Raw genomic sequence first — 14,562 nt, forward strand, 5'->3', positions numbered from 1 at the left:
GGGCGGGGGCCCTTAGCTTTATCACCCCCGCCCCCGGCCCCCCCCCCGGGGGCGGGGCCCCCCCCGGGGGGGGGGGGGGGGGCCCCCCCCCCCGGGGGGGCCCACCCCCCCCGGCCGCTCGTCCGACACCCGGCGCGCCTCGGCTGTCGCGGCGGGGGAAGGTCATGAAGGCCGGTCGTTCCACCGGTACGCGTCAGAACTCGTGTGCAGGCGCTCCAGCCCGCCCAGGCCACAGCGTGCTGCGCCCCGCATCGGTAGTCACCGGTCATCGGCCCCGGAGACGCGATGGCCGTGACCGCGGCCGGGCCGACCGGACCTTCGGACGACGCCCCGCGGCCCGGCAAGGAGGGCCTCGACGGGTCGGAGACCGCCCAGCTCGCCACCACCGCTGCGGCGGTGACCGCGGCGACGGCCGCCGCGCCGCGGTACCGGCGGCCGCGGCGTGGGACGGGGACGCCGGTCGCCGGTGCGGCCGACGCCGAAGGCATGCGCGCGCCCGGAACCGGGCTCACGGGTACGGGCGGGTATCCCGCGGGGTCGGGAGCGGCATGACCGGGGGTGGTCTGCGCCGGTTCCAGGGCGCTCGGCGCGGGTGAGGGGAGTGCTCGGCACCGCCCGCCCCGGCACTGGCGGGCGTGCGCGCCGCGCCAAGCGGAGACGACCCCGTCCTCGTGGCGTCCGGATGGCCGGGACTCCCCGGAGCACGCGGCCCGACGTGCCACGTCCCGGCAGGGCGGAGGGCGCCTGGACGTCGTCCGCGGTTCACGTGGCGCTGATGGACTGATCACCGTTGGCACCCTGCACCGACCTGTTCAAGGAGACCTCCATGCGCGGACCGCGCCTGACACGCAACCACCTGATAGCCGCCAGTGCGGTCTTCGTCGCCACCGCCGCCGTGGCAGTCACCACGACGGCCGGCGCGTACGACACGGCGGAGCACGCCAAGAGCGCCGTCAAGAGCGGGAAGGCGAAGAACGTCATCCTGCTCATCGGCGACGGCATGGGCGACTCGGAGATCACCCTGGCCCGTGACTACACCGTGGGCGCGAGTGGCCGTCTGAACATGGACAAGTTCCCGCTGACCGGCGCCTACACGACGTACGCGGTGCACGCGGACGGCACCCCGGACTACGTCACCGACTCCGCGGCCAGCGGCACCGGCTGGGCGACGGGCCAGAAGACGGTCAACGGACGGATCTCCAAGACACCGGGCACGGACAAGGCCGTGCGGACCATTCTGGAGCTGGCGCAGAAGGGCGGCTACGCGACCGGTTCGGTGACCACCGCCGAGCTCACCGACGCCACTCCGGCCGTCCTGGCCTCGCATGCCACCGACCGCTCCTGCCAGGGCCCGGCCGACATGGCCAAGTGCCCCACCGACACGATCGCCAAGGGCGGACCGGGCTCCATCGCGGAGCAGAGCGTCAATCACAAGGTCGATGTCCTCCTCGGCGGCGGCAAGCAGCGCTTCGACCAGAAGGTGACCGACGGCAAGTACAAGGGCCTGACCGTCACCGAGCAGGCGCGGAAGCTCGGGTACCAGGTCGTCGAGGACAACGCCTCCCTGAAGGCGGCCAAGGGCGACAAGCCGGTGCTGGGGCTCTTCGCGCCCGGCAACGTGCCGACGGAGTGGACGGGCAAGCCCGCCGCGGTCGGCGGGACCGACCCGCAGCGCTGCGTCACCTCCAATCCGAACCGGCCTTCCGGCACCCCGAACCTCGCCGACCAGACGACCAAGGCCATCCAGCTCCTGGAGGCGAAGCAGAAGCAGAAGCACAGCAAGAACGGCTTCTTCCTCCAGGTCGAGGGCGCCTCGATCGACAAGCAGGACCACGCGGCCGACCCGTGCGGCCAGATCGGCGAGACCGCGGCGTTCGACCGCGCGGTCGAGGTGGCACGCGCCTACGCCGCCAAGCACCCCGACACCCTGGTCGTCACCACGGCCGACCACGGCCACACCAGCCAGATCGTGCCCCTGGAGGCCCAGCCGCCCGGCCTGTCCTCCACGCTGGTCACCGACGAGGGCCAGCAGCTGAAGGTCAACTACTCGACCAATGCGCCCGGTCAGTCGCAGGAGCACACCGGCACCGAGGTCCGGATCGCGGCTCAGGGGCCGCTGGCGTACCGGGTCCTGGGCGTCACCGACCAGACCGACCTGTTCACGACGATCCGCGAGGCGCTGCGTCTGGGCTGATCACTCGCAGACCGCCCATCGGCCCCGTCGGCAGCGCGTCGACGGGGCCGAATGCGTGTTGTTCGCCGCCCGGCTGCGGACCGTCCGTACTCCCGGCCCTGACAAGCACACCGTGTCGGCGACGGTGCCGTGGTGGTCGCTCGCTGACGTAGGCACGACGACGCCCTTCAGTAGGGCACCGTGTCGCACAAGGTCTCCGCCCAGGCAGAGGCACCGTACTTGTTGGCCGCGCGCACCGTGACGCAGATCTCGTCACCGGAGTACGGACCCGTGATCGTGTAGCTGGTGCTGCCGGTTGAGTAGGTGGTGTCGACGTTCTTCTTGGTGAAGTTGCTGCCCGTGTTGGTGTAGTGGATGTCGTACCTGGTCGCTCCGGAGATCGCCGACCAGCTCACCTTGATCGGCATGTCGCACGCGCCGACACAGGAGTTGGTGTACGCGGCCTTGTAGCTCTTCAGAGCGGGTGGCCGCGAGCCGGAGGACGAGCCGCCGGAGGACGAGCCACCGGAGCTGGAAGAATCTCCACCGTGCGACCCCGTGGAGCCGGACGACCCCGTGGAGCCGGACCCGCCGCTGGTTCCGGTGCCGCCGCTGCCGGAGCCGCTGCCGCCATCGGATGAACTGGCCCCGCTCTCGCGGTCGTTCGTCCCACGCGGCTCCTTCTCGCCGTCCTGCCCCTGCTTGTTCTCACCCTTCTTGGCGTCCTCGCCCTTGCCGTCGCCCCCGTTCTTCCCGTTTCCCGCCTTGGAGGGTGAACTGCCGGGCGTGTTATGCGAGTTGTCTTCACCGGGAGTGGCACTCGCGCTGCTGCCCGGTGACTGGGCGCGTGTTCCGTCCCCGCCGTCGCCTGCGAAGGGCTGGAGCAGGACGGCCGTGCCCCCGCCGACGGTGATGACGGCAACGATGGGCAGAACGATGAGCCTTTGGCGCCGCCGGGGCCGCCCTTCGTGCTCCCGCCGTCGCGTCGTGGTGTCGCCTCCCGCCGGGACGACGGCGGGAGGTCCGCTCTTCGGCCGCAGCCCGACGGTCGCCAGGTCCACGGGCTCCTCCCGCAGCGGCGTCGCCTCGGCGTCGAGCAGCCGTGCGGACTGCTGCGCGAGGTGCGCGACGACGCCGGCGGGCAGCCAGGCACCGCGTGCGGCACGGGGGCGCGGTCTCTCGGGGTCCTCCAACAGCTCATCGACGTCAGGTCGTTGGTCGATGCCCTTCGTCAGGCACCGGGCGATGAGGGCCCGCAGCGCGGCGTCCTCGACACGCGTCAGATCGGGCTCGCTCTCCACGATCTGGAACATCACCGCATGCTGATTGCTCACCCCCTGCCCGAACGGCAGCTGCCCCGTCGCCGCATATGTCAGTACGCACCCGAGGGTGAACACGTCGCTCTTGACCCCCACGCGCTGCCCACGCACCTGCTCCGGCGACATGAACCCGGGTGAGCCGATGGCCATCCCCGTGCTGGTCAACAAGGACTCGACGGACGTCTCGAGCGCCCGCGCGATCCCGAAGTCGATGACCTTCGTGCCGTCCACGGTCAGCATCACGTTGGACGGCTTCAGGTCGCGGTGCACGATCCCGGCGCCGTGAATATCCTTGAGTGCCTTCAGCAACCCGTCGGCGAGGAAGTGGAGGGACGCCGTCGGCAACGGCCCGTACAGCCGGACGACTTGCTCAAGCGAGAGCCCTGGAACGTACCCCGTGGCGACCCACGGCGGTTCGTCGCCCGGACCCGCGTCGAGCACCGGCGCCGTGTACCGCTCACCGACCCTCCGCGCCGCCTCGATCTCCCGCCGGAACCGCGCCCTGAACTGCTCGTCGAACACGTACTCTTCGTGCACCACCTTGACGGCGACGGTCCGCCCGCTGTCCGACCGCGCGAGGAACACCCGCCCCATGCCACCGGCACCAAGCCGTCCGAGCAGCAGATACGGCCCGATGCGCGCGGGGTCGCTCACCGCGAGCGGCTTGATGCCTCCGTCGACGCTGTCGTCCCGCTCGTCACGGCCGTCCCCGTTCGTACCGCTCATGATGGTGTGACTCCCCCGCTCTTCCCGCCTGTTCAGCGGCGTAACCCGGTGAGAATAGACGTTGTTGATGTACCTGGTGAAGTCGAGGGACGCGCTGTACGAGCGGGGCGACGGCCGGGGGTGAGCCCGGTTCCGGGATCCACATCCCGTTGGTGTGGCCGGGCTGCCCCTGGCCGTCGGCGTCTCCGCCGCCGCTACGAGCGCACAGCCGAAACTCTTCCTCGCCCACTGCCATCGCGGCGACCCTCATGTGCCACCGCAGGCTCGCCGGATCAAGGAGTGCGGCGCCTCCCGAATCGACGTCGGACATGTCGATGAGCACGTCCATTGTCGGTGCGATGCACTTCACTGTCCGCCATGGAACTCACGCAAGCGACCGTCACCGACCTGCTGGCCCGAATCGGCCCTGGGAACGGATACATGTACCTGCCCGGCGACCTGGACCCGCAGGAGCTGACCGACCTGCTCGAAAGCAGGTACGGCGCCCCGCGCACCCTCGTCCTCGACGGCTTCACCGACCCGACGGTCGACGAGTCCGCAGGCGCGGCTCTCCTCGTCCCCTTCGAGGACCGGGCCGTGAAGATACGGGCGTGGGCGTACGGGGATCAGTGGGTCGGCACGGGTACTGCGCGGGACGCCGAGGGGACCGAGCGGCCGGTGCTGACGGTCGCCCACAGGGAGGTGCCAGAACCCTTGGCGGTCGCTCCGGACGAGGGCGAGGACGTCGACTGGGTGGAGCGGCTCATACGGGTCACTGGCTGGGCACGGCCCGCCCAGCGGCCGGACATGCCCTGGGCAGAGGTGGAGTCGCGCCTGGGCACCGCGCTGCCCAGCGACTACAAGCGCATGGTCCAGACGTTCGGCGAGGGTTCCTTCGACGGATACCTGGACCTGAACCAGGAGCCGTGGACGCATCTGAGGGAGGACGGCCTGCTCATCTGGGCGGGTACGGAGCACGAGGACCTGTACTGCTGGAGGGCCGACGGCGACGACCCCGACCGTTGGCCCGTCGTGGTCCGGTCCTTCGACGGCAAGGACGTCCCCTTCGACTGCCGGGCGGCGGAATTCGTCTGCCGCATCCTCATCGACCCGCACCATCCGTTCACGATGGCACGCTATTTCGACACCCATTGGTTCATGAGCCACCGGGACAGCGACTGACCGGACCCCCGCCGCCGGCGGCATCCGCAGCCCGGTCGACAGCGCCTTCGGGGAAGACGGCGGAAGCAGTGCCGTGATTCCAGGTCTCGGCCCACGGCTGGACCAGAACGGTTCGAACGCTCGATGAGGTCTCAGTGAAATGATCTCTATGAAGCGGTGATCCGAGGAGATGAGGCGGAGCGGACGGGGTGCACTCGGCTCCGAGCAGGCGTGAAGCCCCTGGTAGGACGGTTCTCACCACAAGATCGTCCCTGACACCAGAGGCTTCACGTCGGTCGGTGCGCCCAGGTGCGGCTATCTGACCCAGCGGGTCTCCACGACGCCACAGGCGTAGGCGGCCGAGTGGGCGGCCCGGTAGTTCCGCGTCGCGAGCCGGGCTCCGAAGACGCTGGTTCCCGCGCCCGCGAAGCCGGGGTTGGTGAACAGCCGGAGCTCGTCGGCCAGGTCCTCTCGCAGCAGGGAGGAGACCAGGCCGGCGCCACCGAAGCAGACCAGATCCCCGTCGGCCTGTTGCTTCGCATGTTCCACGGTGTCGGTCAGCTCGCCGTTGAGCACCGTGGTCCGTGGCCAGTCGAGTTCGGGCCTGCCCGACCTGCTCACCACGAACTTGGGGAGCGCACCGATGACCCGGCTGAACTCCCAGTCGGGGTCGCCGGGATGCTGCTCGGCCATCCGGCCCCAGTGCCCCAGGTAACCCTCGTCCGCCATGGGCCGGCTCAGCAGGATGCCCGAGGCACTCGTGAGCAGGCCGTTGAAGGCCGCGCGGAGGTCCGCGCTCCACGGCCAGTCGGGACCCCAATTCCACAATTGCCAGTCGGCGTCGGGCAGGCTGCTGTCGACGTAACCGTCGATGGAGATCTGCATCGCCACAGTCAGGCGGCTCATGATTCTCTCGTCCCCTCGTCATGGTCTGGACTGCGGATGGCCCGAAGGCCGTCCCCCAGTCTCACCCGACACGTGCCGGCCGGATCACCAGGCCCCGCCGACCCGAGCCGAAGACGGGACGACAGGTCGGACGACCGAGAAGACCTCAATCGGGTCTCGGGGCAACAAGCGCCCGACCGTTTTCCGGATCATGGAAGAGTGGCGGGTGGGTCTCGCCCGGTCGAGCATTGCATCGACCGGGCGCTCCACGGGACGGAGCGAACCCCCTCGTCCCCTGTCTGCGCAGCTCTCACCTGTACGGGTGGTGCATACCTGGGCGCGGTCGTACTGTCGATTCTGGAACCGCCGCTGGAAGAAGTGCACGGCCACCGGCGACTTCCCTTGCCGCGCGGGCCTCCGCCTGCGGAGCGGTCGCGGTGTGAACGGATGGGCCGCGTGGGCTCGGAAAAGGGCAGCTGGGGAGCCGACATGCAACGAGACAAATTCAGGAGCGCGGTCATGCTGTGTGCCGCCGTGGCCCTCGCGGCTGCGGCCGTGCCGACCTCCGCCTCCGCGAAGTCGCCCTCGCACGCTCGTGCAGTGGCCGTCGACTGTTTCTCGAATTCACAGGTACGCCCGGGCGAATTCCTGATCGCCTGCGGGGACGGCAACAACCGCCTGATCGCACTGCATTGGAGCAAATGGGGTGCGACGTCCGCTGTGGGGAGCGGTCTCGACGCCGTCAATGACTGTCAACCCTATTGCGCAGCGGGCAAATTCCACTCCTATCCTGTCACCGTGCGGCTCGACCGCCCGAAGAGCTGGCAGAGGCATCCCGAGGTACAGCAATTCACCCGGCTGCAGCTCGTCTACACCGGTGCCAAGCCGGCCCAGACGCAGCAGGTCGTGACATACAAGCTCTGGGACTGACGGTTCCCGAGAACCGGGCCTCAAATCGACCGGCGACATTCGTAGGGGCCCTCCGCTCAGAGCCGGGCGCCGGTTCCGTGAGCATGCGCCCTCAAGCGGTGTCCCGTAACCTCTGGTGGATCAGTGCGCGGCTTCGGGTGCGGTGCATCGCAGGGCGGAGGGACGTCCGCGTACTGGGTGTATTCGGATGGTCCGACAATGCGGCGAGGTGCCGCAGCTGTCGTCGCGCGCCCGACGGGGATTACGGGACAACCCTTTTAGGGTGGCGCGCGTGATCCTTCGCGAGGGGACAGTGAGCGCGGGCGTCGGCCTGCGACCGGGCTACCCGGCAGCGGCAGCGGTGTTCGCCATCGGGATGGCCGGGACCACTCTGCCGACGCCGTTGTACGGGCTCTACCAGCACCGGATCGGGTTCTCCGAGCTGATCGTGACCGTCGTCTTCGCCGTGTACGCCATCGCGGTCATCGGCGTGCTCCTGGTGGCGGGAAACTACTCCGACGAGGCAGGTCGCAGACCAGTCCTCCTGTGCGCGATGGTCCTGTCGGCCGGCAGTGCGGGATGCTTCCTGCTGCAGAGCGGGCTGCCTCTGCTCTTCGCGGGACGCCTGCTGTCCGGCTGCGCGGCCGGCCTGCTGAGCGGCGCGGCGACAGCGGCCGTCATCGAACTGGCCGGTCCCGGGCAGAAGGCGCGGGCCGGGTTCGCAGCCACCGCCGCGAACATGGGTGGTCTGGGCTGTGGGCCACTGCTCTCCGGCGTGCTCGCGCAGTACACCCCGTGGCCACTGGCATTGCCGTTCTGGGTCCACCTCGGACTGGTGACGGCCGCCATGGGGATCACCTGGTTCCTGCCGGAGACCGTGGTGGAACCGAAGAGGTGGCCGCCCCTGAAGCCGCAAGGGGTCACGGTTCCTCACGAGGTCAAGGGTGTGTTCACACCCGCGTCGCTGGCGGCGTTCGCCGGCTTCGCACTCCTCGGGCTGTTCACCGCGGTCGCGCCGAGCTTTGTCTCGCAGACGCTGGGGGTGCACAACCTGGCCGTCTCGGGCGCCGTGGTGTTCTCCGTGTTCCTCGCTTCGACCGTCGGTCAGTCCTTGACGCAACGCATCGGCGCGCGTCTCGCGCTCCCCGTAGGGTGCGGCGTCCTCGTTGGGGGCCTGCTGCTGGTGGCGTCGTCGCTGATCGCCGAATCCTTGCCCCTGCTCGTCCTGGGCGCCCTGTGCGGCGGCGCCGGTCAGGGACTCGCCTTCCGCGCGGCGCTCACCCTGATCAGCGACGCCGCCCCGGCGCAGCACCGCGGCGGCACGATTTCGGCGTTCTTCGTCGTCGCCTACGCCGGGATCTCGGTGCCTGTCGTCGGTGTGGGCGCCCTGGCCACATGGCTCGGCCTGCGCGAGGCCGGCCTGGTCTTCACGGGCTGTGTGATGCTGCTGGCGGCGGGCGCGGGCACGTATGCCGCACGCAGGCCACCGGCAGAATCGCGGGCCGGGAAGGACCACCGCGCGGGCCAGTCCGAGTAGCCCTGCCAGGCAGGGGCGCCCGCGCCCACTGTTCGATCGACGTGACCCGAACGCCGGGGCGGCCAGGTGCTGAAGATCCCCCGGTCCTCCCCTGCGTACGAGCCGATGTCCGCGGACGTCCGCCGGACAAAGCGGCGGCTCCCTGCTCGCAGGAGGCCGCCGCTCGCGGTGAATCCGATCTCCCTCTGAGAGGAGCCGTTTCCATGGTTCATGCTAAGGGCTGTCCCGTGATCCGCGGTGGATCAGCGCGCGGCGTCGGATGCGGTGCATCGCAAGGCGGAGGGGCGTCCGCATACTGGATGTATGTGGACGTTCCGACAACGCGGCGAGGTGCCGTAGCTGTCGTCGCGTGCCCGCCGGGGATTACGGGACAGCCCTTTGGGCGGAATGCCGTGAGCGCCCACTCCGCGGAGAACTGCTGCACGCGGTGTGCTGCTGTTCGATGCCGCTCGTCGGCGGCCTCGCATCGCGTCCATGCGAGCGCCGCCTCCTTGTGCCGAGGAACGCGGTTCATCGGGGCGCAGGCATCGGCGGGGGCCGTGTTCCTTCGTCGGCCGGGGAAGTCGGACCTGGTCAGCGGCGAAGTGACCGGGCGGGCGACAGCCGAGGCCGCCGGGTTCCGTCGACCTTTGAACCGGCCGCTCAGGGCCCTGTCCGAGCCGCTCACCCGACCTGACGCCGAGCGACTCGCCGTACTGCCGCTCCCATCGGAACCGGCGCACTTCCTTGGCTCCATCCGGGCAGGCACCCGCACCCGGCAGGGCGGGCGAGTCCTGCTGCGCGATCGTCGGGACATGGTGTCGACAGGCGGCGGACCGCGTGGATTTCTCCGCGGGGGTAGGCCCGTGCGGCAGTCTTGTTATACGTTCCGTCCAACAGCTTGCTAGACGTCATGTCTAACAAGTGGGGTGGCGTCCAGCTGCCGACGGACTCATCACGTGGGCACGAGATGGGGGTCGCGGCCGGCCGGCGCCGAGTCGTTCCGTCGATCCAAGGAGCCGCAGGATGGCAGGCAGCACCGTTCGGCCGGAGAACCAGGACCGGCTCCACGAGCACGACGTCGCCCGTCGCCTGCTCGATTCGTCGGCGAAGTCGTCCTACGACCCGGTCACGGAAGTGGACTGGGACACCCCTCTGGACAAGGACTTCCACGGTGCGAGCCCCGAGTGGAGCACGCTCTACGGCACGTCCTACTGGCAGGAACTGACCGATGCGCAGCGCAAGGAGCTGACACGGCAGGAGGCCGCTTCGGTGGCCGGCACCGGCATCTGGTTCGAGATGATCCTGCAGCAGATGGTGCTGCGCGACATCTACACCACGGACGCCACGGACCCGCGGTTCCAGTGGGCCCTCACGGAGATAGCCGACGAGTGCCAGCACTCCGTCATGTTCGCCCGTGGCGCGGCGAAGCTGGGCGCCCCGGCCTACCGTCCGCACCGGCTGGTGGTCGAACTCGGACGGGCATTCAAGACCTTGGCGTTCGGCGAGGCTGCCTACGCGGCGATTCTGGTCGCCGAAGAGGTGCTGGACGTCATGCAGCGCGACTGGATGCGGGACGAGCGGGTCGCACCGTTCGTCCGCACCATCAACAACATTCATGTCGTGGAGGAGTCACGGCACATGAAGTTCGCCCGCGACGAGACCCGTAAGCATCTCCGGCACGCCGGTCCGCTGCGTCGGCAACTCAATGCCTTTGTGATCGCGGTCGCTTCCTACTGCATCGTCACGAGCATGGTGAACCGGAGCGTCTACGCGAACGCCGGGCTGGACACGGAGCGTGCCGTGGCAGAGGCCAGGACGAACGAGCACCACAAGTCCCTGATGCGGTCGAGCTGTTCGGGCCTCATGGAGTTCCTGGCCTCGGCTCGGCTCCTCACCGGGCCGGCACTGTTCTTCTACAAGCGCGCGAACCTGATCTGATCCGAGCCGAGCGACCCGGGCCGACGACATGACCTACGCCATCACACAGACCTGCTGCAGCGACGCCACATGTGTCGCTGTATGCCCCGTCAACTGCATCCACCCGACACCGCAGGAGCGGGCCTTCGGCAGCACGGAGATGCTGTACGTCGACCCGAAGTCCTGCATCGACTGCGGTGCCTGCGCCGACGCCTGTCCGGTCGACGCGATCTTCCCCGTGGACGTCCTGCCCGAGGCACAGAAGGGATACGCCGCGATCAACGCGGCCTATTTCGCCGAGGAGGAGCCCGAACCGGCCAGCACGGGACCGAACTTCCACATCTGGGGCGCTCCCACGTTCGAGCGCAGCCTGCCGTCCGACTTCGCGCCGATCCGGGTCGCCGTCGTGGGCACCGGCCCGGCCGGCATGTACGCCGCCGAAGACCTGCTGTTGCACACGAACGCCGAAGTGACGCTGATCGACCGGTTGCCGGTGGCCGGTGGGCTGGTGCGATACGGCGTGGCGCCCGATCACCCCGCGACCAAGAAGGTGGGCGACACCTTCGCACGCTTCCACAGCCATCCCCGGGTACGGATGCATCTGGGCGTCGAGATCGGCAAGGACATCACGGCGGACGAGCTCGCCGCGCATCACGACGCGGTCATCTACGCCGTGGGCGCGTCCACGGATCGCCGACTCGGCGTCCCTGGTGAGGAGCTGACGGGAAGCCACTCGGCGACCGCGTTCGTGTCCTGGTACAACACCCACCCCGAGGTCGCACCGGACGCCATCGATCTGTCCGCCGAGCGCGTGGTCGTGGCCGGCAACGGCAACGTCGCCCTCGACGTCGCCCGCATCCTCGTCACGGATCCTTCGGAACTGGCCGATACGGACATCGCCGACCACGCCCTGGCGGCGCTGCGCACCTCAAAGGTGCGTGAGGTGGTCCTGCTCGGGCGGCGCGGCCCCGAGCACGCGGCCTACAGCGCCTCCGAGTTGCTCGCCCTCACACACCGGCCCGGCGTGCAGCTGGTCGTGGACGACCACGATCCGCGGATCGGCGCGGCGATCGACGGCGCGCGGCCCGGCGGGAAGGCCGCTTCGCTGCGCGTCGCGGTACGCGAGTCGGTGGACTGGTCGCGCGCGCCGGGGTCCGGGCGGCGCATCGTCTTCCGCTTCCACTCCGCTCCTGTGGCGGTGCTGGGCGACACCCGCGTCCGAGCCACACGCGTGACGGGAGGTTCGGGTGAGCTGGACATATCGGCCGGTGCCCTGCTGCGGGCAGTGGGGTACCGCGGTGTGCCGGTGGCCGGGTTGCCTTTCGATGAAGCAACCGGCACGGTCCCGCACGAGAACGGTCGGGTGACGGGGATTCCGGGGACGTATGTCGTCGGCTGGATCAAACGCGGGCCCTCGGGCGGTATCGGTGCCAATCGCGTCTGCGCCGCCGAGACGGTCGGCACCCTTCTGGCCGACGCCGTCGCCGGCGCGCTGCCCTCGCCGACCGGTTCGGCCAAGGCCTTGCTCCGCCTCGCCCGGAGCCGTAGCCGCCATGTCGTCGACGCCCGGGGCCTGGCGGCGATCGACCGGGCCGAGTTGGCACGTGGCCGCGATGAGGGGCGTCCCCGGCTCAAATTCGGCACCGTGCCTGAACTGGTGGCGGCGGCGAAGGGCAACCGCTGGAGGTTGCCGGGCTGAATCCCGGAGAAGGACCGGCGCCCATCGGGCCGTGTCCGGTGTGGAATGCCGGATCCTGTGAGCCGTGTCCCGTCCACCGGGTCGCGAAGGGCACCGGAGGGTTGCGGTGGTTGCGGTGCCCTCCGGATCCGGGCGGCGGCCCACCGGCGAGCCGGACGCGACCCGACGGGTGGGGCGAGAGGCCGCGCCGTCGGCCGTGCCGTGCCCACGGGCATGGCGTGCCGTCACGTCGGAACCGCGCGCCACGAGGGGCCCCTGCCGCTGGCCACTTCGGCGCATGCGCCCGCCGCGCTACTCGATTGCGACGGGCGCGGCCCTTGGCCGTCCCAGATCGTCGTCGCAGGCCTCGGCACACACCGCGCTGCTTCCTCACGACAGGGCGGGACCAGGGCGTTTCATGAGGCCGTGGCCCGTGGAACAAGCGCCCGCCGGGCGGCGCGACCGTACAACCGCAGGCGCTGACAGGCGCCTTGGGGCCGGGTGCGAAGGCCGGGTGCGAAGGCGGCGTGCGAAGGCCGGGTGCCTGCACCCGGCCCTTGTGCCGCGCCCGCCCGTCCGGCCGCCCGGTCCCGGCCAGAGTCCCGTGTTCGCACCGGTTGCCCGGTGATTCCGCCCTGTCCAACCGGCGTCCCGGCCCTCCGGCCCCGGCGGAGAAGGCTGCCGACCGCCCGCCGCGCCCGCTCGCGCTACCGTGTGCTACCAGCGTTGTTGCGACTTCTGCCCTGAGATACGACCCTCTCGGTACAAGTCGCGTCAGCGCCTGTCCTTGTCCGTTCCCGAGCCCGCTGCACATCCCTCTCATCTCCGCACCGTGCGTGCGGACCGCGCGACCCATGGAGAACATGTTGAGGACGAAGTTCCGTTCTCGTATCACCGCCCGGCTTGGGCGCACCTATCTGTCCAGGATCCAGAAGTACGGAATTGGATCCTCCACGATCCGGCTGCTCCCCGAAGACCTGTTGATGATGCTGCGCAGGGATGGGCTGGACCCGGTGGACAAGTTGGCCGGGCTCCGGGCGGATGAGCCGATATCCAAGGTCTCGCTGCCGTTCGGCATGGACGCCTGGGTGGTCACCGGATACGAGGAGTCGAAGGCCGTGCTCGGTTCGGCCGACGGGTTCAGTACCGACTTCGCCCACCTCGCCACGAACGCCGGAGTGGCAGCGGAGCAGAGTCCGGGCGGGCTCGGGTTCAGCGACCCTCCCGTGCACACGCGGCTGCGCCGCATCCTCACCCCGGAGTTCACGATGCGCCGGCTGCGGCGCCTGGCTCCCCGGATCGATGCCATCGTCGAGGAGCGCCTCGACATGATGGAAGCCCAGCAGGGGCCGGTCGACCTGGTGAAGGAGTTCGCACTGCCGATCCCCTCCCTCACCATCTGTGAGCTGCTCGGCGTGCCCTACGAGGACCGCCACGACTTCCAGCAGCTGGCCATGGACCGCTTCGACCTGTTCGGCGGGACGACCGCGCCCTTCGGTGCCATGTCGGAGTCGCTGGCGTACTTCAGGAATGTGGTCGAGGCACAGCGCGCGAGACCGGGTGACGGCCTGCTCGGCATGATTGTGAAGGAGCACGGCGACAGCGTCGACGACGAGGAACTCGCGGGTCTCGCCGACGGCGTGCTGACCGGCGGATTCGAGACGACCGCCAGCACGATCGCCCTCGGCTCACTCGTGCTGCTGCGTGACAAGGACGTCTTCGAGCGAATACGGACCGACGACGCGATGGCCGCGCCCTTCGTCGAGGAGGTGCTGCGCTACCTCTCCGCGGTGCAGATCGCCTTCCCGCGGTTCGCCCGTGAGGACATCGAGATAGCGGGGGTGGTCATTCCGCAGGGCGACATGGTGCTCTGCTCGCTGAGTGGCGCCAACCGTGACGCGTCGTACGTCGGGGACGACGGGCGCTTCGACCCGCACCGTCAGGCCTCGGGGCATCTCGCCTTCGGCTACGGAATGCACCGGTGCATAGGCGCCGAACTCGCGCGCATGGAACTGCGCTCCGCCTATCCGGCCCTGGCCCGGCGATTTCCCCGGATGCACCTCGCCGTTCCGCCCCAGGAACTGGCCTTCCGCAAGCTGTCCATCGTGTACGGCGTCGAATCGCTGCCGGTGCACTTGCACTGAGCGGGTGGTCACCTCCGGCACATCGACTGCCCTCCGACGGGGCCCGTCGTCGCTCCGGTCGTCGTGTGCGGGCCGCACGCATCACCCTTCCGCAGTCCGTCGGTCCTGTCGGGCCCGGGGCTCCGCGACCGGTCCGTCCGGGATCGGACGGG

At 69.8% G+C, this 14,562-nt stretch carries 10 protein-coding genes; 8 read left to right on the forward strand and 2 right to left on the reverse strand.

Going from position 1 to position 14,562, the window contains the following annotated elements:
• Positions 1 to 285: 285 nt before the first annotated feature.
• Positions 286 to 552, forward strand: a complete 267-nt coding sequence (locus ACIQCZ_RS24865) for a hypothetical protein (protein WP_402284884.1) — start codon at positions 286 to 288, stop codon at positions 550 to 552.
• Between the two features lie 274 nt (positions 553 to 826).
• Entirely contained in the window at positions 827 to 2,194 is a 1,368-nt protein-coding gene (locus ACIQCZ_RS24870; protein ID WP_402284885.1) for an alkaline phosphatase, read from the forward strand.
• Positions 2,195 to 2,361: 167 nt separating this feature from the next.
• Here ACIQCZ_RS24870 and ACIQCZ_RS24875 read toward each other — a convergent pair whose 3' ends face one another.
• A complete protein-coding gene (locus tag ACIQCZ_RS24875; RefSeq protein WP_402284886.1) occupies positions 2,362 to 4,218 on the reverse strand; it encodes a protein kinase in 1,857 nt (618 codons plus the stop codon).
• Positions 4,219 to 4,575: 357 nt separating this feature from the next.
• On the opposite strand from ACIQCZ_RS24875, the gene ACIQCZ_RS24880 reads away from it, so the two are divergent.
• Positions 4,576 to 5,379: an SMI1/KNR4 family protein gene (locus tag ACIQCZ_RS24880; RefSeq protein ID WP_402284887.1), complete on the forward strand. Its 804-nt coding sequence runs from the start codon at positions 4,576 to 4,578 to the stop codon at positions 5,377 to 5,379.
• Positions 5,380 to 5,673: 294 nt separating this feature from the next.
• Here ACIQCZ_RS24880 and ACIQCZ_RS24885 read toward each other — a convergent pair whose 3' ends face one another.
• Complete coding sequence (locus ACIQCZ_RS24885; protein WP_402284888.1) at positions 5,674 to 6,264, reverse strand: dihydrofolate reductase family protein; 591 nt, start codon at positions 6,262 to 6,264, stop codon at positions 5,674 to 5,676.
• 435 nt (positions 6,265 to 6,699) lie between these two features.
• On the opposite strand from ACIQCZ_RS24885, the gene ACIQCZ_RS24890 reads away from it, so the two are divergent.
• The 5 genes from ACIQCZ_RS24890 to ACIQCZ_RS24910 all read left to right on the forward strand — a co-directional run bounded on the left by ACIQCZ_RS24890 (position 6,700) and on the right by ACIQCZ_RS24910 (position 14,410).
• A complete protein-coding gene (locus ACIQCZ_RS24890) occupies positions 6,700 to 7,173 on the forward strand; it encodes a hypothetical protein (protein ID WP_402284889.1) in 474 nt (157 codons plus the stop codon).
• A 274-nt stretch (positions 7,174 to 7,447) separates the two neighbouring features.
• Positions 7,448 to 8,689 (forward strand): MFS transporter, encoded by a 1,242-nt coding sequence (locus ACIQCZ_RS24895; RefSeq protein WP_402285076.1) that lies wholly within the window; start codon positions 7,448 to 7,450, stop codon positions 8,687 to 8,689.
• A gap of 1,005 nt (positions 8,690 to 9,694) precedes the next feature.
• Positions 9,695 to 10,609: a diiron oxygenase gene (locus ACIQCZ_RS24900; protein WP_402284890.1), complete on the forward strand. Its 915-nt coding sequence runs from the start codon at positions 9,695 to 9,697 to the stop codon at positions 10,607 to 10,609.
• A gap of 28 nt (positions 10,610 to 10,637) precedes the next feature.
• Complete coding sequence (locus tag ACIQCZ_RS24905; RefSeq protein ID WP_402284891.1) at positions 10,638 to 12,287, forward strand: FAD-dependent oxidoreductase; 1,650 nt, start codon at positions 10,638 to 10,640, stop codon at positions 12,285 to 12,287.
• An 842-nt stretch (positions 12,288 to 13,129) separates the two neighbouring features.
• Positions 13,130 to 14,410 carry a cytochrome P450 gene (locus tag ACIQCZ_RS24910; protein WP_402285078.1) on the forward strand — a complete coding sequence of 427 codons (1,281 nt, stop codon included), beginning with the start codon at positions 13,130 to 13,132 and terminating at the stop codon, positions 14,408 to 14,410.
• Positions 14,411 to 14,562: the final 152 nt, after the last annotated feature.

Origin of the sequence: Streptomyces sp. NPDC093149 (genome assembly GCF_044754145.1) — a bacterium.
Taxonomy (GTDB): Bacteria; Actinomycetota; Actinomycetes; order Streptomycetales; family Streptomycetaceae; genus Streptomyces.

What these genes read in the sequence shown, in the direction of transcription:
- ACIQCZ_RS24865 (WP_402284884.1), top strand. Translation starts at nt 286, where the DNA reads ATGGCCGTGACCGCGGCCGGGCCGACCGGACCTTCGGACGACGCCCCG.
- ACIQCZ_RS24870 (WP_402284885.1), top strand. Translation starts at nt 827, where the DNA reads ATGCGCGGACCGCGCCTGACACGCAACCACCTGATAGCCGCCAGTGCG.
- ACIQCZ_RS24875 (WP_402284886.1), bottom strand. Translation starts at nt 4,218, where the DNA reads ATGAGCGGTACGAACGGGGACGGCCGTGACGAGCGGGACGACAGCGTC.
- ACIQCZ_RS24880 (WP_402284887.1), top strand. Translation starts at nt 4,576, where the DNA reads ATGGAACTCACGCAAGCGACCGTCACCGACCTGCTGGCCCGAATCGGC.
- ACIQCZ_RS24885 (WP_402284888.1), bottom strand. Translation starts at nt 6,264, where the DNA reads ATGAGCCGCCTGACTGTGGCGATGCAGATCTCCATCGACGGTTACGTC.
- ACIQCZ_RS24900 (WP_402284890.1), top strand. Translation starts at nt 9,695, where the DNA reads ATGGCAGGCAGCACCGTTCGGCCGGAGAACCAGGACCGGCTCCACGAG.
- ACIQCZ_RS24905 (WP_402284891.1), top strand. Translation starts at nt 10,638, where the DNA reads ATGACCTACGCCATCACACAGACCTGCTGCAGCGACGCCACATGTGTC.
- ACIQCZ_RS24910 (WP_402285078.1), top strand. Translation starts at nt 13,130, where the DNA reads ATGTTGAGGACGAAGTTCCGTTCTCGTATCACCGCCCGGCTTGGGCGC.